We start from the raw sequence: 20835 nt of genomic DNA, 5'->3' as shown, positions 1-20835 counted from the left end.
TTGTGCGGTTTTGATCATAACGACTGCGCTATGATCGCCACGTCACAACGGCGGCGCAATGCGACTATGGTCGAAGACGACCCGACACCCCGGAGGCGCTCCGTTTACGGTTTCAGGCGCTTGATCAGGCTGGACGTGTCCCAGCGCCCGCCGCCCATGGTCTGAACGTCGGCGTAGAACTGGTCGACCAGTGCGGTCACCGGCAGCGTGGAGCCGTTGCTGCGCGCCTCGTCGAGCACGATGCCCAGGTCCTTGCGCATCCAGTCCACCGCGAAGCCGTAGTCGAACTTGCCGTCCAGCATGGTCTTGGCGCGGTTGTCCATCTGCCAGGACTGCGCCGCCCCCTTGGAGATCACGTCCACCGCCTTGCGCGCGTCCAGCCCGGCCTTCTCGGCGAAGGCCAGCGCCTCCGACAGCGCCTGCACCAGACCAGCGATGCAGATCTGGTTGACCATCTTGGTGAGCTGTCCGGCGCCCGACCCGCCCATCAGCACCACCGACCGGCCGAAGGCCGTCATCACCGGCTGCGCCTTGTCGAAGGCTTGGGAGTCGCCGCCGACCATGATGGTCAGCACGCCGTTCTCCGCCCCGGCCTGCCCGCCGGACACCGGTGCATCAAGGAAGGCCACGCCGCTCCTGGCCGCCAGTTCCGCCATCTCGCGCGCCACTTCGGCGGACGCGGTGGTGTGGTCGGCCAGGATGGCGCCGGGCTTCATGGCCGGTATCGCCTCGCCGGCGACCTGCCGCACGTCGTCGTCGTTGCCGACGCACATGAAGACGAAATCGGCGTCCCGGACCGCCTCGGCCGGGGTTGCGGCGCGGCTGCCGCCGTGCTTGACGACCCATGCCTCGGCCTTGGCCGGGCTGCGGTTGTAGACGGTGACGCTGTGGCCGGCCTTGGCCAGGTGCCCGGCCATGGGAAAGCCCATGACGCCCAGCCCCAGGAACGCGACGCGATGCGTGTCGGACATGCCTTCTTCTCCCCGTGTTCGTTGGACCAAAGGGTAGGGCGGGACACCCCGCCGCGCAAAGGCCGGAATTGCACCATCGGCCCCTTGTTCCGGGCGTCGGTTGTGCTAAAGGTTGGGAAGGCCGACCGCGCTGCGGTGCGGCGTACCAGGCCCCGCGCCGCCAAGACACTAAGGGAAGGATAAGCCGCATGACCACCAAGGGCTTCCAGGATGCGCCGGACGATCGGAGCGAACTGACCGCCGAGCAGGAGAGCGCCGTCCGCATCGTCGCCAACAGCCTGCACCGCCTGAACGAGGCGGTGGTCAAGTGCGTCGACGCCGGCATCACCGTCGAACTGATGCGCACCGCCCGCTATCACAACGAGACCGGCAACTGGGGCGACCAGCTCACCCCGGTGATCCGCACCAAGTAAGTTTCGCGCGCGTCCGCGCCGAACCAGCGGCCCGCCGGCTCACCCCGGCGGGCCGTTCGCGTGTCTGGGCATTACCGCCGCGCCAGCGCCGCGGCACCCCAGGCCAGCCCGGCCGCCAGCATCACCCCACCCGTCGCCGCCAATCCACGCGCCGTCCCCTCGCGCAGCACGGGGGCGCGCGGGCTGGCCTCGCGGTCGAAGTCGCCGTGCGTCGCGTGCGGGGCGTGCACGGGGTCGTACAGATTGTCGCGGTAGCCCTCCGGCAGCGGATCGGGGCGGAGCTGCTGTTCATAGGCCATGCCGGCGACGACGCGGTCCATCAGGCCGGGCGCCACCATCTGGCCGAGGATCGTCTGCACCGTCGAACCGCCGACCCACAGCGCGCGCGGGGCATGGATGGCGGCGTGGACAATGGCTTGCGCCGCGCGCTCCGGCTGCATGATCGGGCCGACCGGCTTCGGCCGGCGGTTGAATCGCACGCGCGCCCAGTCGAACTGCGGGGTGTTCATGGCCGGCAGGTGCACGGCGCTGAGCCGGACGTTGCTGCCGTCGTGGATCAGCTCGGCGCGCAGCGAGTCGGTGAAGCCGACGATGGCATGCTTGGCCCCGCAATAGGCTGCCTGCAAGGGAATGCCGCGGAACGCCAGCGCCGAGCCCACCTGCACGATGGTGCCCCGGTCGCGCGGCAGCATGCGGCGCAGCGCCGCCATGGTGCCATGCACGCAGCCGAAATAGCAGACCTCCGTCACCCGGTGCAGCTCATGGGCTTTCAGCCGCTTCACCGGCGAGAAGACCGTGGTCATGGCGTTGTTGACCCAGACGTCGATGTGGCCGAACGCCTCCTCGACCGCGGCCGCGGCACCATCCACCGGGCCGAACTCGGAAACGTCGGTCGGCAGCGCGATGGCCGCGCCGCCCAACCGCTCGACCTCGCGTTGGGTGTCGAGCAGGGCCTGTGGATCGCGTGCCAGCAGGCCGATGCGGGCACCCCGACGGGCGAAAGCGTGCGCCGTGGCGCGGCCGACGCCGGCCGAGGCGCCGGTGATGACGACGACGGAAGGGGAGGGCATGGGGCGTTCTCCGAAGGATGGTCTTCCCCCCTCAACGACGCAGACGCCGGTCGGTGCCCTACGAAGCCTTGCGTTCGGAAAATCGCTCGCGCAGGAAGGCGCCCAGGCGAAAATCGTCTTCCTGGATGTGGTCGATCAGCCAGCGGCCGAGGAAATCCACGATGTTGGGGCCGGGCCCGGCCTCCGGCTGCGCGTTGAGCAGCGCCTCGAAATGGTGGAGCTGCTTCAGCAGCTCGGCGTGCGCGTCGGTGTGCGTCCGCAGTTCGGGATAGCGGTGCACGCGCATCAGGTGTTCTTCGTGGTCGAAGTGGCGGCACACGTGCTCGGCCAGCGAGTCCAGAGCGGTGCGCTGGAAAGCTTGATCGCCGCGGTGCGCCGGGTCGATCAGCCGCGCGAATCCGGCCACCAGCGCCGCGTGCTGGCCGTCGATGGCCGGCACGCCCGTGGACCACGCATCCTTCCACGCAAGCAGCGTCGCTTCGGTCATCCCACTACCATTCCAACCATTCCACGGCGAACTACATTAACAGCTATGCATCTGCGCCGCGACGCAAAAACCCCTCCCGGTGGCAACCGGGAGGGGTTTTTTGACGCAAGCGGGTGATCAATCGCGCTTGACGGTGTCGGAGTTGAGCGCCGCCTGCGCCGCCGCCAGCCGCGCGATCGGCACGCGGTAGGGCGAGCAGGACACGTAGTCGAGGCCGACCGACTCGCAGAACGAGATCGACGCCGGATCGCCGCCGTGCTCGCCGCAGATGCCGACCTTGAGGCCCGGCCGGACCTTGCGGCCGCGCTCGGTGCCGATGCGCACCAACTCGCCCACGCCGTCCTGGTCCAGGGTGGTGAACGGGTCATGCTCCAGGATGCCGGCCCGCTGGTAGTCGGGCAGGAAGCTGCCGGCGTCGTCGCGGCTGATGCCGAACGTCGTCTGCGTCAGGTCGTTGGTGCCGAAGCTGAAGAACTCCGCCGTCTCGGCGATGTCCCCCGCGCGCAGGGCGGCGCGCGGCAGCTCGATCATGGTGCCGACATGGTAGGCGAAGGTCTGGCCGGTCTTCGCCATGACGTCCTTGGCGACGCGATCGACCACGGCCTTGAGGATGTCCAGCTCCTTCTTGGTGCCGACCAGCGGGATCATGATTTCCGGCGTCACCGGCTGGGCCGTCGTGGAGACCTCGGCCGCGGCGGTGAAGATGGCGCGCGCCTGCATCTCATAGATCTCCGGGAAGGAGATGCCGAGGCGGCAGCCGCGGTGACCCAGCATCGGGTTCGCCTCGTGCAGCTGCACCGAGCGCTGCTGGACGCGCAGCGGGTCGGTGCCGGCGGCCTTGGCGACCTCGGCCATGTCCTGCTCGGTCGAGGGCAGGAACTCGTGCAGCGGCGGGTCGAGCAGGCGGATGGTGACCGGCAGCCCTTCCATGATGCGGAACAGCTCGACGAAGTCCTGCTTCTGGAACGGCTCCAGCTTGGCCAGGGCGGCGCGGCGGCCCTTCTCGTTCTCGGCCAGGATCATCTCGCGCACCGCCAGGATGCGCTGCGGGTCGAAGAACATGTGCTCGGTGCGGCACAGGCCGATGCCTTCGGCGCCGAACTTGCGCGCGGTGCGCGCGTCCAGCGGCGTTTCGGCGTTGGTGCGCACCTTCATGCGGCGGATGCCGTCGGCCCAGGCCATCAGCGTGGCGAAGTCGCCGCTCAACTCCGGCTGGATCGTCGGCACGGCGCCCAGCATCACCTCGCCGGTCGAACCGTCGATGGTGATGAGGTCGCCCTCCTTCACCACGAGGTCGCGGACCATCATGATCTTGGTCTTGTGGTCGATGCGCAGCTCACCCGCACCCGACACGCAGGCGCGGCCCATGCCGCGGGCGACCACGGCGGCGTGGCTGGTCATGCCGCCGCGCGTCGTCAGGATGCCCTTGGCGGCGTGCATGCCGTGGATGTCCTCGGGGCTGGTCTCGATGCGGCAGAGGATCACCGCGTCGCCCAGCGCCGCCTGGGTCTCCGCCTCGTCGGCGGTGAACACCACCTTGCCCGACGCCGCGCCCGGCGAGGCCGGCAGGCCCTTGGCGATGACCTTGCGCTCGGCCTTGGGGTCGAGCGTCGGGTGCAGCAGCTGGTCGAGCGAGGCAGGGTCGATGCGCTTGACGGCTTCCGTCTTGTCGATCAGCCCCTCGCTGGCCATGTCCACGGCGATCTTCAGCGCGGCCGGCGCGGTGCGCTTGCCGTTGCGGGTTTGCAGCATGTACAGCGTGTTCCGCTGCACCGTGAACTCGATGTCCTGCATGTCGCGGTAGTGCTTTTCCAGGCGCAGGCGGACGTCGTTCAGCTGCTTGAAGACCTCCGGCATCACCTCTTCCATGGCCGGCAGATCGGAGTGGTTGGCGTGCTTGCCGGCAACGGTCAGGTGCTGCGGCGTGCGGATGCCGGCGACCACATCCTCGCCCTGGGCGTTGACCAGATACTCGCCATAGAAGGCGTTCTCGCCGGTGGACGGGTTGCGGGTGAAGGCGACGCCGGTGGCGCAATCCTGGCCCATATTGCCGAACACCATGGACTGCACGTTCACCGCCGTGCCCCAGTCGGCCGGGATGTCGTGCAGCTTGCGGTAGGTGATGGCGCGGGTGTTCATCCACGAGCCGAACACGGCGCCGATGGCGCCCCACAGCTGCTCCTGCGGGTCCTGCGGGAACGGCTGGCCCAGTTCGCGCTCTACCATCGTCATGTAGTCGGCGATGACCGCTTCCCAGTCCTCGGCCGTCAGATCGGTGTCGAAGGACTTGTTGCGGTCGCGCTTGTGGCCGTCGAGGATGTCCTCGAAGTGGTGGTGATCGACGTCCAGCACGACGTTGCCGTACATCTGGATGAAGCGGCGGTAGCTGTCGAAGGCGAAGCGCGGATCACCCGAGCGCTTGGCCAGGCCCTGCACCGTGACATCGTTGAGACCGAGGTTGAGGACCGTGTCCATCATGCCCGGCATCGATGCCCGCGCGCCCGAGCGCACGGAGACCAGCAGCGGGTTGACCGGGTCGCCGAACTTTGCGCCCATGGCCTCTTCGATGCGGTTCAGCGCCGTCGCGACCTGGGCCTTCAGCTCGGCCGGGTAGGTCTTGCCGTTGGCATAGAAATAGGTGCAAAGCTCGGTGGTGATGGTGAAGCCTGGCGGCACCGGCAGCCCGAGGTTGGCCATCTCGGCCAGATTGGCGCCCTTGCCGCCGAGCAGGTTCTTCATGTCCGCCCGACCTTCGGTCTTGCCCGCACCGAAGCTGTAGACCCACTGATTCTCGCCTTGGCTCGCCATGGCTTATTCCATCCCCTGGGTTGGTCGTCTGCCCGCCGGCGCATCGGCCGGGACGGACTGGTAGCACCGCTCACGCTCCCTTCTAGTCTGCCGCGGACGGGTAAGACAAGACCAACCGAAGTGCTGAGGCGGATGGGCGGTGCGCGCCACACTCATGGAATAGGATTCGCCCGCCACCGGCATGAGACAATATGCGCCACCCCAACGAAGTCTGCCGAATTCCGACCGGCCGTCCGGCGTGGCATTCTGCCGTGGTTCGGCGCCCGCCCCCTCCCGCGGAAAAGGGCCGCCGGTGCACCAACGGGAGCCAGTCCATGCGCCGTTTGCCGATTCTCGCCGTCTCCGCTCTGGTTCTGCTCGCCACCGCCCCGGCGCAGGCCGGCGGGTACACCTGCCCCAACGGCGCCACGCTGCGCTCCAACCGCACCTGCTCGGACGGCTCCATGGCCGTCTACAAGGCGGACGAAGTGAAGCCTTATCGCTCCACCGACGTGAAGCCCCGACGCTCCGACGCTGTGCGTCCGGCGATCCCGATGGGCTCCGGAACCATCGAGAAGCATCAGTCCCGCGAGGTGAAGCCGTTCACCAAGGAAGAGCGTCAGCGCATGCTCGAGAACGACCGGCGCGCCGGCAAGGAGCTTGCGGGCAAGATCGCCCCCGATGGCAAGCTGAACCAGCAGCAATTGAACGCGCTGTCGAACCAGCGCTGCCTCCAGGCCGCCGCGGTCAACCCCGACGTGCGCTGCGTTCCGCGCTGAGGCGCGGGCATGAAAAAGCCGGGCGCCACGAAGGTGCCCGGCTTTTTCGTGCTGCGGATTGGGTGGATCAGCCCTCGATGCGCGAGAAATCGGCCACGCTGTTCAGCGTGGCGCGGATCTGGCTGAGCAGGCGCAGGCGGTTGGCGCGCAGGCCGGAATCCTCGGCGTTGACCGTCACCTTGTCGAAGAAGGCGTCCACCGGGCCGCGCAGGCGGGCCAGGGCGCCCATGGTGCCGGTGAAGTCCTCGTTGTCCAGCAACGGCTTGGCCGTCGCGGCGGCGTCGGTCAGGGCGCCGTACAGGTCCTTCTCCTCGGTGAGCGTCAGCAGCGCGGCATCGACCGGCTGGTCGTAGGCCTTGCCGTCCTTCTTCTCTTCGATGCGCACGATGTTGGAAGCGCGCTTGTAGGCGGTCAGCAGGTTGGCGCCGTCCTCGGAGCCGACGAACTCCTGCAACGCCTTCACGCGGGCCAGCAGACGCACGAGATCGTCCTCGCCGCCCAGCGCGAACACCGCGTCCACGAGATCGTGCCGCACGCCCTGGTCGCGCAGGGTCACCTTCAGGCGGTCGGCGAAGAAGGCGAGGAGATCGCCCGCCACCGCGTCCGCCGCGGCAAAGCCGCCGACGCGGTAGAGGCCGTGCGACGCCTGGAACACCTGGGTCAGGTTCAGCCGCAGGCCGTTTTCCAGCACCAGACGGATGATGCCCAGCGCAGCGCGGCGCAGCGCGTACGGGTCCTTGGAGCCGGTGGGCTTCTCGTCGATGGCGAAGAAGCCGACCAGCGTGTCCAGCTTGTCGGCCAGCGCCACCGCCACCGACACCGGAGCGGTCGGGCAGGAATCGGTCGGGCCGAGCGGCTTGTAGTGCTCGGCGATGGCGTCGGCGACGGCCGCGCTCTCGCCCTCGCCCAGCGCGTAGTAGCGGCCCATGATGCCCTGCACCTCGGGGAACTCGCCCACCACGCCTGAGACGAGGTCCGCCTTGGCGAGCAGCGCCGCACGGGACGCAGCGTCGGCGTCGGCGCCGATGGCGCGGGCGATTTCGGCGGCCAGCACCTGCACCCGGTTGACCTTCTCGGCCACGGTGCCGAGCTTGGCGTGGAAGGTGATGTCCTTGAGCGCCGGAACGCGGTCTTCCAGCTTGATCTTGCGATCCTGGTCCCAGAAGAACTTGGCGTCCGACAGGCGGGCGCGCAGCACGCGCTCGTTGCCGGCGACCACGGCCTTGCCGCCGTCCGTCGTCACCATGTTGGCGGCGACGATGAAGCGCGGCGCCATTTTGCCGGCCTTGTCCAGCACGGCGAAATACTTCTGGTGCGTGCGCATGGAAGTGATCAGCACCTCGGCCGGCACGTCCATGAACGCCTCATCGATGCTGCCCATCAGCATCACCGGCCACTCAACGAGGCCGGCGACCTCCTCCAGCAAGCCGTCGTCGGGCGACAGGGTCAGGCCCTGCGACGCGGCCAGCGCCTCGGCGTCGGCCTTGACCTTCGCCTTGCGCTCCTCGCGGTCGAGGATCACGTGCGCGTCGCGCAGCTTGGCCTTGTAGTCGGCGAAGCTCTCGACCGTGAACGCGTCCGGCGACAGGAAGCGGTGGCCGCGCGTGGTGTTGCCGAAGGCCAGCTTGCCCTGGCGCTCGCCCAGGAAGAACGAGCCGTCCAGCGTCCGGCCGCCGAACACCGCGATGATCGAGTGCAGCGGGCGCACCCAGCGCGTGTCGCTGGAGCCCCAGCGCATGGACTTCGGCCACGGCAGTTCGGCCATGACGGCGGGGATGATCTCGGCCAGCACCTCGGCCGTCTCGCGGCCCTTCTTCTCGGCGACGGCGAAGTAGAAGATGCCTTTTCCGGTGTCGCGCTGCTCGCACTGGTCGAGGCTGCTGACGCCGGCGGACTTGAGGAAGCCCTGCACCGCCTGCTCGGGCGAGCCGACGCGCGGACCCTTCTTCTCTTCCCGAACGTCGGCCGTGCGCTCGGGAAGGCCGTCGACCACCAGCGCCAGCCGGCGCGGCGTCGAGTGCGCCTGCGCGCCGGTGAAGGTCAGGCCCGACGCGGTCAGCCGGTCGGAGACGAGACGCTTGAGGTCGTCCGCCGCGCGCGCCTGCATGCGGGCCGGGATTTCCTCGGAAAAGAACTCGATCAGAAGCTCGGGCATGTTACTTGGCCCCTCCGGCGGTCCACGCCTCGCAGCACGCCTTGGCCAGCGCGCGCACGCGGCCGATGTAGGCGGCGCGCTCGACGACGCTGATCACGCCGCGCGCGTCCAGCAGGTTGAAGAGGTGCGACGCCTTGATGCACTGGTCGTAGGCGGGCAGGGCCACGCCCTTGGCGACCAGCGCCTGGCACTCGGCCTCGGCGTCCTTGAAGTGCTGAAGCAGCGCGTCGGTGTTGGCGTGCTCGAAATTGTAGGCGGAGTACTCGATCTCGGCGCGCTTGAAAACGTCGCCGTACTTCACGCCCTCGCCGTTGAAGTCGAGGTCGTAGACGTTCTCGACGCCCTGCACGTACATCGCCAGACGCTCCAGCCCGTAGGTCAGCTCGACCGACACTGGGTCGCACTCGATGCCGCCGACCTGCTGGAAATAGGTGAACTGCGTGACCTCCATGCCGTCACACCACACCTCCCAGCCCAGACCCCAGGCGCCCAGCGTCGGGCTCTCCCAGTCGTCCTCGACGAAGCGGATGTCGTGCAGCTTGGGGTCGATGCCCAGCACTTCCAGGCTCTTCAGGTACAGCTCCTGCGCGTTGGCCGGCGAGGGCTTGAGGATCACCTGATACTGGTAATAGTGCTGGAGCCGGTTCGGATTCTCGCCGTAGCGGCCATCCTTCGGGCGGCGCGAGGGCTGCACGTAGGCGGCCTTCCACGGCTGCGGCCCAAGCGCGCGCAGCGTCGTCGCGGGATGGAAGGTGCCGGCCCCGACTTCCATGTCGTAGGGCTGGAGAATCACGCAGCCCTGCTCGGACCAGAACTGGTGAAGCTTCAGGATGAGGGCCTGGAAAGACAGGCTCTTTGAGGACGCCATGGGCAGTCACATACGGGTCGGTTGAAAGCGCCGCGCACGATACGCGGGCGACTCCGCCAAATCAAGCGGTCACCAAGCCCCAGAGATTAGCCGGGCGTCACCGCCCGTACGGGCACCCCGTCCGCCCGCACGACGTGGCCGAGCGCGGCGCCACGTAGGCTCCGCATTCCGGGCACTTCTCCATATCCTCGGCCGACACGTCGCGGGCCGGCTCGGGCTGGGCGCCGCGGTGCGGCGATGCGGCGGGGCGCGGGGCGGCCTGACGGCGCAGATGCTCGCGGCGCACGGCGTCGACGCGCTGGAACCAGCGCCAGCCGAACCATACGGCGCCGATCACCAGGGCCAGCAGGATGAGCTTGGAGAACGAAAGCATGGCCGCAGGATGCGGGCACCGCGGCGGGGGGTCAAGGGCGGATGCGGTGGACTTCGTCCAAGCTCAACACGAGGGAGCGGAAGCGGTCGTGCTGCCGGGCCGCCCGGACAAGCCGGCGATCATCGGTGACCAGAGGCGCGTTCTCGCGCTCGGCAAGCGCCAGATAATAGCAGTCGTAAATGGGGTGCCGCAGTTCGATGGCGATCTCCAGCGCAGTGCGCTCCAACTCTCCGCAAGGGAAATATCGGATCGTTCCCGCAGCCAAATCATCCAATGAGCCAAAAGCCTCGTCCAAGGGCAGCGCATTTCCGTTCACCAGACGCCACAGCACGTTGCTGCACTCGATCCTCAGCAAATCCGGTGCGATCAAGTCAAAGCGCCGCAGATCGGCCGCCATGTCCGAGCCGTCCTCCGGCACCATCCATTTGATGGCAACGCTGCTGTCGACGACAGACACCGCGTTCATTCAGGCTCATCCGGGATGAGCCCGGCGCGCCGATCCCGATCGTCGCGAATCATCTGCGTCGTGTCTGGGAATGTCCGCCCGCGCAGTCTTTCACGGCGTTGCGCAGCCAACTCCCAAAAATCCGGGCCCGAGGCCGGCGGTTGCACCGGCGTCTGCAACACCTCCCTGAGGATTTCCTGATGCTCTTCCTCAAGGGTTCGCCCATGCGCCGCGGCGCGGCTCTTCAACCGGCCGATCAACTCGTCGTCCCGGATGTTCAGGGTCAGGTGGCCCATGGCTGCGTCCTCCGTCCGCCAGAAAGATACCCCGGCCAGCGCCCCTCTTCAACGGACCCTACTTCCCCTTGCCCCCGTGCGCCGCCTCCACCTGCGCGGCGAGGCTGCGGGCGGAGTCGAGCACGATCTGGATCAGCTTGCCGACGATGGGATCGGCCTTGCGCAGCGCCTCGCGCACGTGGTCGCCCTGGATCTGCACCAACACCGTCTCCTCCATGGCCGACGCGCTGGCCATGCGCGGCTTGCCGTCGAAGATCGCCATTTCGCCGAAGATGCCGCCCTGCGGCACCACGCCGATCTCCACCTTGTCCTCGGCCGTGCCGCGCCAGATCCGCACGCGGCCGCTCTGCACCAGGAACATGACATTGCCCGGTTCGCCCTCGCGGAAGATCACCTGATCCTTGTGGACCACGCGGCGGCTCAACACCTGCCCCTGACTCTGGCTCATCCCCACCACTCCCCTACAGGCCGAAGCGCGCCCACAGCGCGCGCTCCTCGACGGCGCCCAGCGCCCCCTCGGCGAGTTCTGCGGCGAACTCCGCGGCCCAGGGCCGGGATTGGGAACGAAACGGCAGGCGCCGCCACCATGGCCGGTGCTCGTGCAGCAGGTCGATGCGCACCTTCTCGCCATAGCGTGCCCGCAGTGTGCCGCGCGCGTCGCCGATGCCGTCGATCAGCCCGAGGTCCAGCGCCCGCCGCCCGGCCCAGAAGGCGCCGGAGAACAGCTCGTCGTCCGGTCCGTTCAGCTTGGCGCCGCGCCGGGCGCGGACCATGGCCTTGAAGCTGTCGTGGATCTCCGCCTGGATGGCCTTGAGGTGCGCCACGCCGTCCTCGCGCTCCGGCGAGAAGGGGTCGAGCAGCACCTTCTTATCGCCGGCGGTGTGCACGCGCCGCTCGATGCCGTGCCGCTCGATGAAGTCGTTGAGGCCGAAGCTGGAATAGACCACGCCGATGGAGCCGACGATGGAGCTTTCGTCGGCGAAGATCTCGTCCGCCGCGCAGGCCAGCCAATAGCCGCCGGACGCCGCGACGTCCTCACAGAAGGCCAGCACCGGCAGCTTCTTCTCTTCCGACAGGTCGCGGATGCGCTTGGCGATCAGCGCCGACTGCACCGGCGAGCCGCCGGGCGAGTTGATCAGCAGCGCCACCGCCGCCTGTCCCTTGCGGGCGAAGGCGCGCTCCAGCAGCGGCGCCACCGCTTCCAGAGACAGGCCGGGGCGGAACGGGCCGACCTGACCGATGGCGCCGGACAGACGCACCACGGACACCAACGGGCCGCGCTCGCACCACGGGCCGAAGGGGAGTTTGGAGAGGAGGGAGCGGATCATCGCCGAAAGAGATGGGTATGAAGACGCGCCGGTCAAAGAGGCAGCCCCTCCGCATCGCGCAGGACGCGCTCCGCCGCCGTGGTGTAGCTCCCGTCCGCCTCGTGCAGCACCATCCCGGCGGCCAGCCGCATCGGCGCCTTGCTGTCCCGCTGTGCGGACACCAGCACGCGCTTCGCCGCCTCTCCGGCCCGCGGCCACAGCGGGAACAGCACGGTGCCGCCGAAGCGGCCGTGCAGCAGCGCCAGGATCTCGTCCACCCGGTCGGCGCGGTGCACCAGCGTCAGCATGCCGCGAGCCTTCAGCATGGTGGCGGCGAAGGCGATCCAATGGGCCAGCGTCGCCTCTCCCTCGACGTTGGCGACGGCCTTCCAGGGGTCGGGCGGGGCCGTGGCGGCGTCGGCCCTGAGATAGGGCGGATTCATCATCACCCGGTCGAACGAGGCCGGCGCCACCGTCAGCGGCGGCGACAGCAGGTCGGCGACCACCACCCAGGTCCGGCCCGGCAGGCCGTTCAGCTCGATGTTGTGGCGGGCGTAGGCGGCGACTTCCGCGTACTTCTCCAGCCCGACGACGCGGCACTCCGGCACCCGCGTGGCGAGGCACAGCGAGGCCGCTCCGGTGCCGGCGCCGACGTCCAGCACCCGCTCCCCCGGCTCGGCCGCCGTGCACGCCGCCAGCAGCACCGGGTCGATGGCGGCGCGGTAGCCGTCCGGCGGCTGCGCGATGCGCACGCGCCCGCCCAGCAGCGTATCCTCACCCTCAGCCGCGGCTTCGGTCATGACCCCAACTCCTCTCCAGCATCCTTCAGAACGCGGCGCGCCGCCGCCTCGTCGTCCGCCAACACCATGAGCCGGCGCGGGAAGGCGCCGATGGAGCCTTCCAGGATCGACATGTGGGTGTCGAAAATGTGCGCCTCGATCCCGGCGTCCGCCAGCAAGGCGACAAGCCATGACAAACGCACGGCGTCGGTGGTACGCAGAAGCTCTCGCATGGCTCTCCGGTGGGCATGGGCGAGCGGACTTGACCGAACAGGGTATGCCGTTATGCTCGCTGCCGGGTGTCGCCACGTCAATCATGATTGGAGCCGGCCTTGGCGGTCGTAACGAACCTCGATCCGAAACGGCGCAAATCCACCCCGCTGGACGAGTTGACCGGACTGGTCGACCACGATCTCGGGGCGGTCAACGAGCTGATCCTGGCGAACATGCATTCGTCGGTGGAGATGATCCCGCAGCTGGCGGGCTACATCATCGCCGCCGGCGGCAAGCGGCTGCGCCCCGTCCTGACGCTGGCCGCCGCCCAGATGTGCGGCTACCAGGGCGACAATCACAAAATGCTCGCCGCCGTGGTGGAGTTCATCCACACCGCGACGCTGCTGCACGACGACGTGGTGGACGAAAGCGACCTGCGCCGCGGCCTCGCCTCGGCCAACGCGGTGTTCGGCAACAAGGCCAGCGTGCTGGTCGGTGATTTCCTGTTCTCGCGCGCCTTCCAGCTGATGGTGGACGTGGGCTCGCTGGACGTGCTGCGCATCCTGTCCAACGCGTCGGCCGTCATCGCCGAAGGCGAGGTGCTCCAGCTCCAGACCTCCAACGACACCGAAACCAGCGAGCAGGCCTACCTCGCGGTCATCAAGGCCAAGACGGCCGAGCTGTTCGCCGCCGCCTGCCGCGTCGGCGCCGTGGTGGCCGGCCGCCCGCAGGCGGAGGAAATGGCGCTCTACGACTACGGCATGAACTTAGGCATCGCGTTCCAGCTCGTTGACGACGTGCTGGACTACTCGGCCAAGCAGGCGAAGCTGGGCAAGACTGTCGGCGACGATTTCCGCGAGGGCAAGATCACGCTGCCCATCGTGCTGGCGTTCCGCCGCGGCAACGACGAGGAGCGCGCCTTCTGGCGCCGCACCATGGAGGATCTGGACCAGCAGGACGGCGACCTGGAGCATGCGCAGCAGCTGATGGTCAAGCACACCGCCCTGAAGGACACCGTGGAGCGTGCTCGCCACTATGGCGCCATCGCCCGCGACGCGCTCGGCCTGTTCCCGGACAGCGCTGTGAAGCGGGCGCTTCTGGACGTCATCGATTTCGTTATCGATCGCGACTATTAAGAGCTTGCAGGGCGGGATCGGAGCCGTTATATACCCGCTCCACCGGCGGCGACGCCGGTCGAACGGAGAGTAGCTCAGCCTGGTAGAGCACTGCTTTCGGGAGGCAGGGGCCGGAGGTTCGAATCCTCTCTCTCCGACCAAGGTTGCAAGCAGCCCGATGCTTGCGGACAGTGCCCGGTGGTTCACACGAACCACCGGGCATTTTCTTTTCCGGGACTCCATCATGCCGCGCACTGTCGGAAAGCCCTGGACGATCCTTGATCGCCGCAGCCTGTTCACCACGCCGCGCGGCCTGGAGGTGGCGGTGGAGACGGTCGAGCTGCCGTCCGGCCGAATCGTCGACGACTATTACCGGATCGAGAAGCCGACCTCCGCCATCGTCGCGGCGCAGACCGCCGGCGGCGCCATTCTCACGCTGCGGCAATACCTGCACGGCCCGCGCCGCGCCGGGCTCACGCTGCCCGGCGGCAACGTGGAGCCGGGCGAGGACCCGCTCGACGCCATCCGGCGCGAATTGCTGGAGGAAACCGGCCACACCGCCGCGGACTGGCGGCCGCTGGGCACCTTCATGCGCGATGCCAACCAGGGCTATGGGACCGAGCACGTCTACCTCGCCACCGGCGCGGCACGGGTCCAGCCGCCCTCCTCCGGCGACCTGGAGGCAAGCGAGGTGGTGGCTCTGACCCCGGCGCAACTGCGCGCCGCGCTGGCGGACGGCTCCGTGCCCATCGTCTCGCATGCCGCCGGGATGGCGCTGGCGCTGCTGGCGCTCGGCTGACGGAACTCCCCCGGCGCCATGCCGTTCGCCGCCGCCGGCCCGGCGCGTTTGCTCCTGCCGGTCATGTGCTGCAGGATGCAATTCCTCGTTGGCAAGGTGCGTCCGCACGACGCCGAACGGATGCAACGCTCGCTGAAATCGCGTTGCATAACGTTGCATTCCGTTGCAAGGGCGGCTGGGGCTCTACCGGTGCCGGTCGAACAGCTCCACGTCGCCCTCCAGTGGCGCGTGCCTGAGCGTTCTGAGGTAGTCCAGTTCCTGCGACACGGTTTCGCGCTCGGTCTCCGGGCGCAGCAGGCGGCGCATGGCCTTGCCGGTGGTGGGGAAGAAGTGGACGCGCCGGCCGCTGGCGCCGCCCAGGTCGCAACCGCTCAGCGTCAGCCCCTCGCGTTTGACGAAGTCCAGCACGAAGGCGGCGTTGGAGGCGCCCACGTCCATGCGGCTTTCGATCACCCGCGCGGCGCCGAACAGCTTGACCTCCAGCCGCTCCTTGGCGGCGCCGCGGGCCAGCAGATCGTTGATCAGCCGCTCCATCGCGACGCTGCCGTACCGGGTGGCGACGCCGATGCCGCCCTCCGCCGGGGCGCCGGGCAGCAGGAAATGGTTCATGCCGCCGACCCGCGCCACCGGATCGTGCAGGCAGGCGGCCACGCAGGAACCCAGCGTCGTCACCAGCATGTCGTCGATGCGCGACGAAATGCGGTGATGGCCGAGCACCACCGGCACCACGTAAGCCTTGAAGTCGGGGTCGTAGTAGGAGCCATCGGAGCGCACGCCTTCGGCACCGGCGGCCCGCCGGTCCTGCGCCGTGTCGCTCCCATCCTCCGCCATGCCGGAGCCCTCCTGCGCGCACGACGCTAGACAGGATCACTTATGAAATCGCTAACGGACTTTTGTGCACACGGTCGAATGTCGCGCCCCGTATTTCACACAAGCGGAAGCGGGGCGGCCGGGTTGTTTTGGTGGCGTTTGCGGCCCATCTGCGGGACAGTCGACATCGGTTGACGATAAGCCCGGCGCACAACGGGCAATGGCGATAGGGGAGGATATACATGGGTGACGCCGCCGTGACTCTGTCCGGCTTTCCGTGGGAACGCGACTATCCGAAGGACGTGGACTACCACGCGCCGCTGCCCTGCCGGCCGCTCTACGAGCTGATGGACGAGGCGGCGACGGCGTTCGCCGACCGCCCCTGCCTGGACTTCCTCGGCAAGCGCAGCACCTACCGCGAGGTGTCCGCCCTGGTGGACCGTGCCGCCAAGGGCTTTCAGGAGCTGGGCGTGCGCAAGGGGGTTCGCGTCGGCCTGTTCCTGCCCAACACGCCCTATTACGTCGTCTGCTACTTCGCCATCCTCAAGGCCGGCGGCACGGTGGTGAACTTCAACCCGCTCTACGCCGAGCGCGAGCTGAAGCACCAGATCGACGACAGCGGCGTCGAGACCATGGTGACGCTCGACCTCGCCGTGCTCTACGACAAGATGGCGCGGATGCTGGTGGAGACCGGGCTGAAGCGCGTCGTCGTCTGCCCGATGGCCGACATCCTGCCGTTCCCCAAGAACTGGCTGTTCCCCATCGCCCGGCGCAAGGAGCTGGCGCAGGTCCCGGCCGACGAGCGCACCGTTCCCTTCCGCCGCCTGACCGCCAACGACGGCCGTCCCGACCCGGTCGCCATCGACCCGACGCAGGACGTGGCGGTGCTGCAATACACCGGCGGCACCACCGGCGTACCCAAGGGGGCGATGCTGACGCACGCCAACCTGTACGCCAACACGGTGCAGTGTTCGCTGTGGTTCGTCGGCGCCGAGCCGGGAACGGAGCGCATGCTGGGCGTGCTGCCGTTCTTCCACGTGTTCGCCATGACCGTGGTGATGAACCTGAGCATCCGGTTCGGCGCGGAGATCATCCTGCTGCCGCGCTTCGACCTCGATCAGGTCATGCGGACCATCCACGACCGGAAGCCGACGCTGTTCCCGGCGGTGCCGACCATCTACACGGCGATCAACCACCACAAGGATCTGGCGAAGTTCGACCTGTCGTCGATCCGCTTCTGCTTCTCGGGCGGCGCGCCGCTGCCGGTGGAGGTGAAGGAGGCGTTCGAGCGCAACACCGGCTGCGTCCTGGTGGAGGGCTACGGCCTGTCGGAATCCTCGCCGGTGGCCACCGGCAACCCGCTGCGCGGGGGCAACAAGCCGGGCTCCATCGGCCTGCCGCTGCCCGGCACGGTGATCGAGATCGTCAGCCTGGACGAGCCCCGGCGCGTGCTGGGCATCGGCGAGAAGGGCGAGGTGTGCATCCGCGGCCCGCAGGTGATGAAGGCCTACTGGAACAAGCCGCACGAGACCGCGCAGACGCTGGTGGACGGCCGGCTGCACACCGGCGACGTCGGCACCATGGACGAGGACGGCTACGTCTTCATCGTCGACCGCATCAAGGACATGATCCTGTGCAGCGGCTTCAACGTCTACCCGCGCAACATCGAGGAGGCGATCTACCTGCACCCGGCGGTGGCCGAGTGCGTGGTGGCCGGCCTGCCCGACGACTACCGCGGCCAGACGGTGAAGGCCTATGTGCGCGTTCTCGACGGCGAGACGTTGACCAAGGAGGAACTGTGCGGTTTCCTCAAGGACAAGCTGTCGCCCATCGAGATGCCGAAGATCATCGAGTTCCGCGACGAACTGCCGAAGACCATGATCGGCAAGCTGAACCGCAAGGCGCTGGTGGACGAGGAGACGGCGAAGCGTGCCGAAGGAGGAGAACGCGTTGAGCATGGCTGACACGAGGCCCGATGCCCCACCGCCCGATCCCGCCGCCGATCCGGCTGTCGATGCCGCCAAGCGCCGCCGGCTGCGCGGCTTCCTCAACCACCTGATCGCCTATTTCGCGGTGATGGTGGTGTTGGTGCCGGTCAACGCGGTGCTCGATCCCGGCACGCCGTGGTTCGCGCTGCCCCTGGTCGGCTGGGGCGCGCCGCTGGCGATCCACGCCGCCTACGCCATGGGCCTGATTGGCCGCAAACCGCCGGGCGGGGAGGGGGCGTGAGCGGGCGCAAGTCGGTTCTGGCGCGGATTTCGGGCCGCGTGCAGGGCGTGTGGTACCGCGGCTGGACGGTGGAGCGGGCGAGGGCGCTGGGCTTGAACGGGTGGGTGCGCAACCGCGCCGACGGCACGGTGGAGGCGCTGTTCGCCGGCCCGGCGGATCGTGTGGACGCCATGCTGGCCGCCTGCCGCGAGGGCCCGCCCGCCGCAATCGTCCGCGACGTGGCCGTCGAGCCCGCCGCCGATCCCGGAACTGGCCCGTTCGAACAGCGGCCGACGGCGTGAGTTATTCGGCGGCCAGCGCCCGCACCACCGCGCCGGGATCGCGCTCGATCACCGTCAGGTAGGCGAGGGTGGCGGAGTCCGGCACCCGCCGGCCCTGCTCCCAATCGCGCAGGCTCGCCACTGGGATGCGGAACCGTTCGGCGAAGGCGGCCTGGGTCAGGCGCAGCTTGCCGCGAATCCTGCGGATTCGCGCATTGGCTTCCATCCGGTCGAGTTGGTCGTCGTGCAGGGGCTGGGCGTCCGGATCGGCCATCGCGTTGGCCGTCAGTTCCTCGTCGCTCATCGCATCCAGACGCGCATGATCCGGTTCCGGAATGGCGTAGGGCTCTTCCCGTCCGTCCGGAAAGACCCGGACCGCGGTGCCGTCAGGATTGACCCTGAGCGTGATCATATCGGCGTTGCTCACGGCGGTTTGCCTTTCTGACGGAAATGATGCGCAGGGCGTCACCACGTTGCGTGTAGGTCACGACGTACACCCGGTCGCCAACCCGGCCCAGGACGTTCACCCGCTTCTCGCCGTAATCGTGACGGCTGTCCACGTCCGACAGGCGATCCGGGTCGGCGAGCACGGCGATGCCGAAGGTGAGGCTGACCCCATGCTTCTGAATATTGGAGGCGTCCTTCGCCGGATCAAACTCGGCTCGCATCGGGCAACGCTAACTCGGAATCGAGCATGCGGCAATGCCGTACATACCGCAATATGCGCTCGCCGGTTAGCGAAGCGTTAGCCATGTCCAGGCTACCCTCCACCGCATGACCCGTTCCGGCCTTCTCCACAGCGTCGCGGCGTGCGCCGCTTTCCTGGCCTTCCCGGCCATGGCGGCACCGCTGGAGCGCACCGATCCGCAGCATTTGGCGCCGCTGCCGCCGGGCGGCTACGACCTGCCCTTGTCGCCGCCGGTGGTGCATTTCCCGATGCCGCCGCAATGGGTGACCATCCGCTCCGACCTGGACTGGCGTAAGGCCGGCACGTTCGACAAGAAGCTGACGGACGCCTGCGCCGCCCGGAACTTCGTCGAAAAGCAGGCGCTGCGTTTCCGCGCCGTCTACAAGGGCGAGGTGCTGGGCGTGGCCTTCGGGCACGGGCTGAACCTGCACGACCCCGGCAAGCTCGCCAACCCGAAGATGATCTACCTGTTCCGCAACGGCGACAGCACCCAGTGCGCCGTCCTGTCCATGCGCAACGAGGACCGCGCGGTGTCCGGGCTCCCGGCTCCCACGTCCAAGCGCCGTTAGCCGAACACCTCCTCCCACGCCGCGATCATCGCCGAATCGACGTCGGGCATGGTCACCAGATGCCCCAGCGCCACCATCGACGTCACGCCGTACTGGCTGATGCCGCAGGGCACGATGCCTTGGAAGTGCGTCAGGTCCGGCTCGACGTTGAGCGCCACGCCGTGGAAGCTCACCCAGCGGCGCACCCGCACGCCGATGGCGGCGATTTTGTCCTCCTGGCCTTTCAGCCCGCCATAGGGGCTCTTGTCGACCCAGATGCCGACGCGGCCCTCGCGCCGCTCGCCCTTGATGTTGAAGGAGGCCAGCGTGCGAATCAGCCACTCCTCCAGGTCGCGGACATAGGCGCGCACGTCCGCCCCGCGCGTCTTCAGGTCGAGCATCACGTAGGCCACCCGCTGCCCCGGCCCATGATAGGTGAACTGCCCGCCGCGGCCGGTGCGGTGGACCGGGAAGCGGTCGGGCTCCAGCAGATCCTCGTCGCGCGCACTGGTGCCGGCCGTGTAGAGCGGCGGGTGCTCCAGCAGCCAGACCAGCTCCGGCGCGTTGCCCGAGCGGATCGCCTCGACGCGGGCCTCCATCTCGGCGATGGCCTGCTCATAGGGGACGGGCTCGTCGCTGATGCGCCATTCGATAGGGTTCATGGGTGGGCAGACCACTTTCTTGCGTACAGATGAAATGCGCGGCTTGATCCCGCCATCGGGATCTGGTATTCCCCCGCCCACTCCGGTGCAAGCATCGGATGACTACCAGATGCGGTCGTGGCGGAATTGGTAGACGCGCAGCGTTGAGGTCGCTGTGACAGAAATGTCGTGGAAGTTCGAGTCTTCTCGACCGCACCATCTCCAAGCCCCTTGGAGATAAACGAAAAGCCCGCAGGCCTCTGGCCGAGCGGGCTTTTTCGTATCCGGGCTCCGGCCCTATCGGATGTCGAGGTACTGGTCCAGCGACACCCGGCGCATAGTCTGGACGATGTAGGGCTGGGCGTTCACGACGCTGACGCTGCCCTTCCGGTCGCGGCAGCGGTTGGCTAGGATGAACAGCATGCCGATGGCCGTCGAATCCACGAACGTCAGATAGCGCAGGTCGAGCGGGATGTCCGGCTTGGCCGCGAAATCCCACTCATCGAGCATGTCGTGGAACTTGGGGCTGTCGTCGTAGGTGAAGCGCCCGGACAGCAGGATGCCCTCCTGTCCCTCCACGTCGGTGAAGGCATATTCCATCGTTTGCGTGCTCACCTGCTCTCGTTCGTGCCCATATTACCCACGTATGCCGGCGATGAAACAAAGTTCGTGCGCCGAGCTGGTCTGGCGCGCTGGACAAAGGCGCGCCCCGCCTATATTCCGTGCGTGCCCTGTCGGCCGCGCCCAACCGGATTGCCGGGGCCGGGTCGCCGGGGCTCCTCGACAAACCGAGCACCCCAAA

General features: G+C 68.2%; 26 protein-coding genes and 2 tRNA genes. 10 read left to right on the top strand and 18 right to left on the bottom strand.

Annotation, left to right across the window (positions count from 1 at the left end; genetic code table 11):
• Window positions 1-104: 104 nt before the first annotated feature.
• The gene (locus tag ACSVDD_RS20030) at window positions 105-971 is read right to left on the bottom strand and encodes an NAD(P)-dependent oxidoreductase (RefSeq protein ID WP_448191157.1); all 867 of its coding nucleotides are present in this window, start codon (window positions 969-971) and stop codon (window positions 105-107) included.
• Between the two features lie 188 nt (window positions 972-1159).
• On the opposite strand from ACSVDD_RS20030, the gene ACSVDD_RS20025 reads away from it, so the two are divergent.
• Window positions 1160-1384 carry an SMc00767 family acetate metabolism repressor gene (locus tag ACSVDD_RS20025; protein ID WP_448191156.1) on the top strand — a complete coding sequence of 75 codons (225 nt, stop codon included), beginning with the start codon at window positions 1160-1162 and terminating at the stop codon, window positions 1382-1384.
• A gap of 71 nt (window positions 1385-1455) precedes the next feature.
• On the opposite strand, the gene ACSVDD_RS20020 is transcribed toward ACSVDD_RS20025, so the two are convergent.
• From ACSVDD_RS20020 to ppdK, 3 genes are all read right to left on the bottom strand, one after another.
• Complete coding sequence (locus ACSVDD_RS20020; protein WP_448191155.1) at window positions 1456-2454, bottom strand: SDR family oxidoreductase; 999 nt, start codon at window positions 2452-2454, stop codon at window positions 1456-1458.
• A 58-nt stretch (window positions 2455-2512) separates the two neighbouring features.
• Entirely contained in the window at window positions 2513-2941 is a 429-nt protein-coding gene (locus ACSVDD_RS20015; RefSeq protein WP_448191154.1) for a bacteriohemerythrin, read from the bottom strand.
• Window positions 2942-3058: 117 nt separating this feature from the next.
• Window positions 3059-5749 (bottom strand): pyruvate, phosphate dikinase, encoded by a 2691-nt coding sequence (ppdK, locus tag ACSVDD_RS20010; RefSeq protein ID WP_448191153.1) that lies wholly within the window; start codon window positions 5747-5749, stop codon window positions 3059-3061.
• Window positions 5750-6063: 314 nt separating this feature from the next.
• On the opposite strand from ppdK, the gene ACSVDD_RS20005 reads away from it, so the two are divergent.
• Window positions 6064-6507, top strand: a complete 444-nt coding sequence (locus ACSVDD_RS20005) for a hypothetical protein (protein WP_448191152.1) — start codon at window positions 6064-6066, stop codon at window positions 6505-6507.
• A 67-nt stretch (window positions 6508-6574) separates the two neighbouring features.
• Here ACSVDD_RS20005 and glyS read toward each other — a convergent pair whose 3' ends face one another.
• The 9 genes from glyS to ACSVDD_RS19960 all read right to left on the bottom strand — a co-directional run bounded on the left by glyS (window position 6575) and on the right by ACSVDD_RS19960 (window position 12963).
• Window positions 6575-8662 (bottom strand): glycine--tRNA ligase subunit beta, encoded by a 2088-nt coding sequence (gene glyS / locus ACSVDD_RS20000; RefSeq protein ID WP_448191151.1) that lies wholly within the window; start codon window positions 8660-8662, stop codon window positions 6575-6577.
• Between the two features lies 1 nt (window position 8663).
• Complete coding sequence (locus tag ACSVDD_RS19995) at window positions 8664-9530, bottom strand: glycine--tRNA ligase subunit alpha (protein WP_448191150.1); 867 nt, start codon at window positions 9528-9530, stop codon at window positions 8664-8666.
• A 97-nt stretch (window positions 9531-9627) separates the two neighbouring features.
• Window positions 9628-9903 (bottom strand): hypothetical protein, encoded by a 276-nt coding sequence (locus ACSVDD_RS19990; protein WP_448191149.1) that lies wholly within the window; start codon window positions 9901-9903, stop codon window positions 9628-9630.
• 31 nt (window positions 9904-9934) lie between these two features.
• Window positions 9935-10369, bottom strand: coding sequence for a type II toxin-antitoxin system VapC family toxin (locus ACSVDD_RS19985; RefSeq protein WP_448191148.1), 435 nt, complete (start codon window positions 10367-10369; stop codon window positions 9935-9937).
• Window positions 10366-10644, bottom strand: a complete 279-nt coding sequence (locus ACSVDD_RS19980; protein WP_448191147.1) for a FitA-like ribbon-helix-helix domain-containing protein — start codon at window positions 10642-10644, stop codon at window positions 10366-10368. Before ACSVDD_RS19980 ends, ACSVDD_RS19985 begins: the two co-directional genes overlap by 4 nt.
• Before the next feature lie 58 nt (window positions 10645-10702).
• Window positions 10703-11092: a cyclic nucleotide-binding domain-containing protein gene (locus tag ACSVDD_RS19975; RefSeq protein WP_448191146.1), complete on the bottom strand. Its 390-nt coding sequence runs from the start codon at window positions 11090-11092 to the stop codon at window positions 10703-10705.
• Window positions 11093-11105: 13 nt separating this feature from the next.
• Entirely contained in the window at window positions 11106-11972 is an 867-nt protein-coding gene (locus ACSVDD_RS19970; RefSeq protein ID WP_448191145.1) for a S49 family peptidase, read from the bottom strand.
• Between the two features lie 32 nt (window positions 11973-12004).
• Window positions 12005-12751, bottom strand: a complete 747-nt coding sequence (locus ACSVDD_RS19965) for a tRNA1(Val) (adenine(37)-N6)-methyltransferase (RefSeq protein ID WP_448191144.1) — start codon at window positions 12749-12751, stop codon at window positions 12005-12007.
• Window positions 12748-12963 (bottom strand): putative signal transducing protein, encoded by a 216-nt coding sequence (locus ACSVDD_RS19960; RefSeq protein WP_448191143.1) that lies wholly within the window; start codon window positions 12961-12963, stop codon window positions 12748-12750. Before ACSVDD_RS19960 ends, ACSVDD_RS19965 begins: the two co-directional genes overlap by 4 nt.
• Before the next feature lie 99 nt (window positions 12964-13062).
• Between ACSVDD_RS19960 and ACSVDD_RS19955 the strand changes: the two genes are divergently transcribed.
• The 3 genes from ACSVDD_RS19955 (at window position 13063) to ACSVDD_RS19945 (ending at window position 14857) form a co-directional block, all read left to right on the top strand.
• On the top strand, window positions 13063-14079 hold the full coding sequence (locus tag ACSVDD_RS19955) for a polyprenyl synthetase family protein (protein WP_448191142.1): 1017 nt from the start codon (window positions 13063-13065) through the stop codon (window positions 14077-14079).
• A 63-nt stretch (window positions 14080-14142) separates the two neighbouring features.
• A tRNA-Pro gene (locus tag ACSVDD_RS19950) sits at window positions 14143-14219 on the top strand.
• Window positions 14220-14302: 83 nt separating this feature from the next.
• A complete protein-coding gene (locus ACSVDD_RS19945) occupies window positions 14303-14857 on the top strand; it encodes an NUDIX hydrolase (protein ID WP_448191141.1) in 555 nt (184 codons plus the stop codon).
• A gap of 183 nt (window positions 14858-15040) precedes the next feature.
• Here ACSVDD_RS19945 and ACSVDD_RS19940 read toward each other — a convergent pair whose 3' ends face one another.
• Window positions 15041-15688, bottom strand: coding sequence for a chemotaxis protein (locus ACSVDD_RS19940; protein WP_448191140.1), 648 nt, complete (start codon window positions 15686-15688; stop codon window positions 15041-15043).
• A gap of 221 nt (window positions 15689-15909) precedes the next feature.
• On the opposite strand from ACSVDD_RS19940, the gene ACSVDD_RS19935 reads away from it, so the two are divergent.
• The 3 genes from ACSVDD_RS19935 to ACSVDD_RS19925 are packed head-to-tail and all read left to right on the top strand — an operon-like array spanning window position 15910 to window position 18177.
• Window positions 15910-17631 carry a long-chain-fatty-acid--CoA ligase gene (locus ACSVDD_RS19935; protein WP_448191139.1) on the top strand — a complete coding sequence of 574 codons (1722 nt, stop codon included), beginning with the start codon at window positions 15910-15912 and terminating at the stop codon, window positions 17629-17631.
• Window positions 17624-17896 (top strand): 2TM domain-containing protein, encoded by a 273-nt coding sequence (locus ACSVDD_RS19930; protein ID WP_448191138.1) that lies wholly within the window; start codon window positions 17624-17626, stop codon window positions 17894-17896. The genes ACSVDD_RS19935 and ACSVDD_RS19930 overlap by 8 nt, the downstream gene beginning before the upstream one ends.
• The gene (locus ACSVDD_RS19925) at window positions 17893-18177 is read left to right on the top strand and encodes an acylphosphatase (RefSeq protein ID WP_448191137.1); all 285 of its coding nucleotides are present in this window, start codon (window positions 17893-17895) and stop codon (window positions 18175-18177) included. The genes ACSVDD_RS19930 and ACSVDD_RS19925 overlap by 4 nt, the downstream gene beginning before the upstream one ends.
• 1 nt (window position 18178) lies before the next feature.
• Here the strand turns inward: ACSVDD_RS19925 and ACSVDD_RS19920 are convergent, their stop codons facing one another.
• Together ACSVDD_RS19920 and ACSVDD_RS19915 are read right to left on the bottom strand one after the other, a co-directional pair.
• Window positions 18179-18583, bottom strand: a complete 405-nt coding sequence (locus tag ACSVDD_RS19920) for a helix-turn-helix domain-containing protein (RefSeq protein ID WP_448191136.1) — start codon at window positions 18581-18583, stop codon at window positions 18179-18181.
• Window positions 18543-18824, bottom strand: a complete 282-nt coding sequence (locus ACSVDD_RS19915; protein ID WP_448191135.1) for a BrnT family toxin — start codon at window positions 18822-18824, stop codon at window positions 18543-18545. The genes ACSVDD_RS19920 and ACSVDD_RS19915 overlap by 41 nt, the downstream gene beginning before the upstream one ends.
• Before the next feature lie 106 nt (window positions 18825-18930).
• Here ACSVDD_RS19915 and ACSVDD_RS19910 point away from each other — a divergent pair, with 106 nt between their 5' ends.
• Window positions 18931-19413, top strand: coding sequence for a DUF8265 family protein (locus ACSVDD_RS19910; protein WP_448191134.1), 483 nt, complete (start codon window positions 18931-18933; stop codon window positions 19411-19413).
• Here the strand turns inward: ACSVDD_RS19910 and lipB are convergent.
• The gene (gene lipB / locus ACSVDD_RS19905) at window positions 19410-20054 is read right to left on the bottom strand and encodes a lipoyl(octanoyl) transferase LipB (RefSeq protein ID WP_448191133.1); all 645 of its coding nucleotides are present in this window, start codon (window positions 20052-20054) and stop codon (window positions 19410-19412) included. The two genes, ACSVDD_RS19910 and lipB, sit on opposite strands and share 4 nt — an antisense overlap.
• Window positions 20055-20165: 111 nt before the next feature.
• Between lipB and ACSVDD_RS19900 the strand changes: the two genes are divergently transcribed.
• Window positions 20166-20252: transfer RNA gene (locus ACSVDD_RS19900), tRNA-Leu, on the top strand.
• A gap of 78 nt (window positions 20253-20330) precedes the next feature.
• Here the strand turns inward: ACSVDD_RS19900 and ACSVDD_RS19895 are convergent.
• Window positions 20331-20648, bottom strand: a complete 318-nt coding sequence (locus tag ACSVDD_RS19895; RefSeq protein WP_448191132.1) for an STAS domain-containing protein — start codon at window positions 20646-20648, stop codon at window positions 20331-20333.
• Window positions 20649-20835: the final 187 nt, after the last annotated feature.

It is taken from the genome of Azospirillum terrae, from assembly GCF_053470425.1.
The sequence above is the reverse complement of the archived record's forward strand: the minus strand, read 5'-3'. Positions and strand labels throughout refer to the sequence as shown.

Bases quoted from the DNA above. Each gene is read 5' to 3' on its own strand.
- ACSVDD_RS20030 (WP_448191157.1), bottom strand. From the start codon at position 971: ATGTCCGACACGCATCGCGTCGCGTTCCTGGGGCTGGGCGTCATGGGC.
- ACSVDD_RS20025 (WP_448191156.1), top strand. From the start codon at position 1,160: ATGACCACCAAGGGCTTCCAGGATGCGCCGGACGATCGGAGCGAACTG.
- ACSVDD_RS20020 (WP_448191155.1), bottom strand. From the start codon at position 2,454: ATGCCCTCCCCTTCCGTCGTCGTCATCACCGGCGCCTCGGCCGGCGTC.
- ACSVDD_RS20015 (WP_448191154.1), bottom strand. From the start codon at position 2,941: ATGACCGAAGCGACGCTGCTTGCGTGGAAGGATGCGTGGTCCACGGGC.
- ppdK (WP_448191153.1), bottom strand. From the start codon at position 5,749: ATGGCGAGCCAAGGCGAGAATCAGTGGGTCTACAGCTTCGGTGCGGGC.
- ACSVDD_RS20005 (WP_448191152.1), top strand. From the start codon at position 6,064: ATGCGCCGTTTGCCGATTCTCGCCGTCTCCGCTCTGGTTCTGCTCGCC.
- glyS (WP_448191151.1), bottom strand. From the start codon at position 8,662: ATGCCCGAGCTTCTGATCGAGTTCTTTTCCGAGGAAATCCCGGCCCGC.
- ACSVDD_RS19995 (WP_448191150.1), bottom strand. From the start codon at position 9,530: ATGGCGTCCTCAAAGAGCCTGTCTTTCCAGGCCCTCATCCTGAAGCTT.
- ACSVDD_RS19990 (WP_448191149.1), bottom strand. From the start codon at position 9,903: ATGCTTTCGTTCTCCAAGCTCATCCTGCTGGCCCTGGTGATCGGCGCC.
- ACSVDD_RS19985 (WP_448191148.1), bottom strand. From the start codon at position 10,369: ATGAACGCGGTGTCTGTCGTCGACAGCAGCGTTGCCATCAAATGGATG.
- ACSVDD_RS19980 (WP_448191147.1), bottom strand. From the start codon at position 10,644: ATGGGCCACCTGACCCTGAACATCCGGGACGACGAGTTGATCGGCCGG.
- ACSVDD_RS19975 (WP_448191146.1), bottom strand. From the start codon at position 11,092: ATGAGCCAGAGTCAGGGGCAGGTGTTGAGCCGCCGCGTGGTCCACAAG.
- ACSVDD_RS19970 (WP_448191145.1), bottom strand. From the start codon at position 11,972: ATGATCCGCTCCCTCCTCTCCAAACTCCCCTTCGGCCCGTGGTGCGAG.
- ACSVDD_RS19965 (WP_448191144.1), bottom strand. From the start codon at position 12,751: ATGACCGAAGCCGCGGCTGAGGGTGAGGATACGCTGCTGGGCGGGCGC.
- ACSVDD_RS19960 (WP_448191143.1), bottom strand. From the start codon at position 12,963: ATGCGAGAGCTTCTGCGTACCACCGACGCCGTGCGTTTGTCATGGCTT.
- ACSVDD_RS19945 (WP_448191141.1), top strand. From the start codon at position 14,303: ATGCCGCGCACTGTCGGAAAGCCCTGGACGATCCTTGATCGCCGCAGC.
- ACSVDD_RS19940 (WP_448191140.1), bottom strand. From the start codon at position 15,688: ATGGCGGAGGATGGGAGCGACACGGCGCAGGACCGGCGGGCCGCCGGT.
- ACSVDD_RS19935 (WP_448191139.1), top strand. From the start codon at position 15,910: ATGGGTGACGCCGCCGTGACTCTGTCCGGCTTTCCGTGGGAACGCGAC.
- ACSVDD_RS19930 (WP_448191138.1), top strand. From the start codon at position 17,624: ATGGCTGACACGAGGCCCGATGCCCCACCGCCCGATCCCGCCGCCGAT.
- ACSVDD_RS19915 (WP_448191135.1), bottom strand. From the start codon at position 18,824: ATGCGAGCCGAGTTTGATCCGGCGAAGGACGCCTCCAATATTCAGAAG.
- ACSVDD_RS19910 (WP_448191134.1), top strand. From the start codon at position 18,931: ATGACCCGTTCCGGCCTTCTCCACAGCGTCGCGGCGTGCGCCGCTTTC.
- lipB (WP_448191133.1), bottom strand. From the start codon at position 20,054: ATGAACCCTATCGAATGGCGCATCAGCGACGAGCCCGTCCCCTATGAG.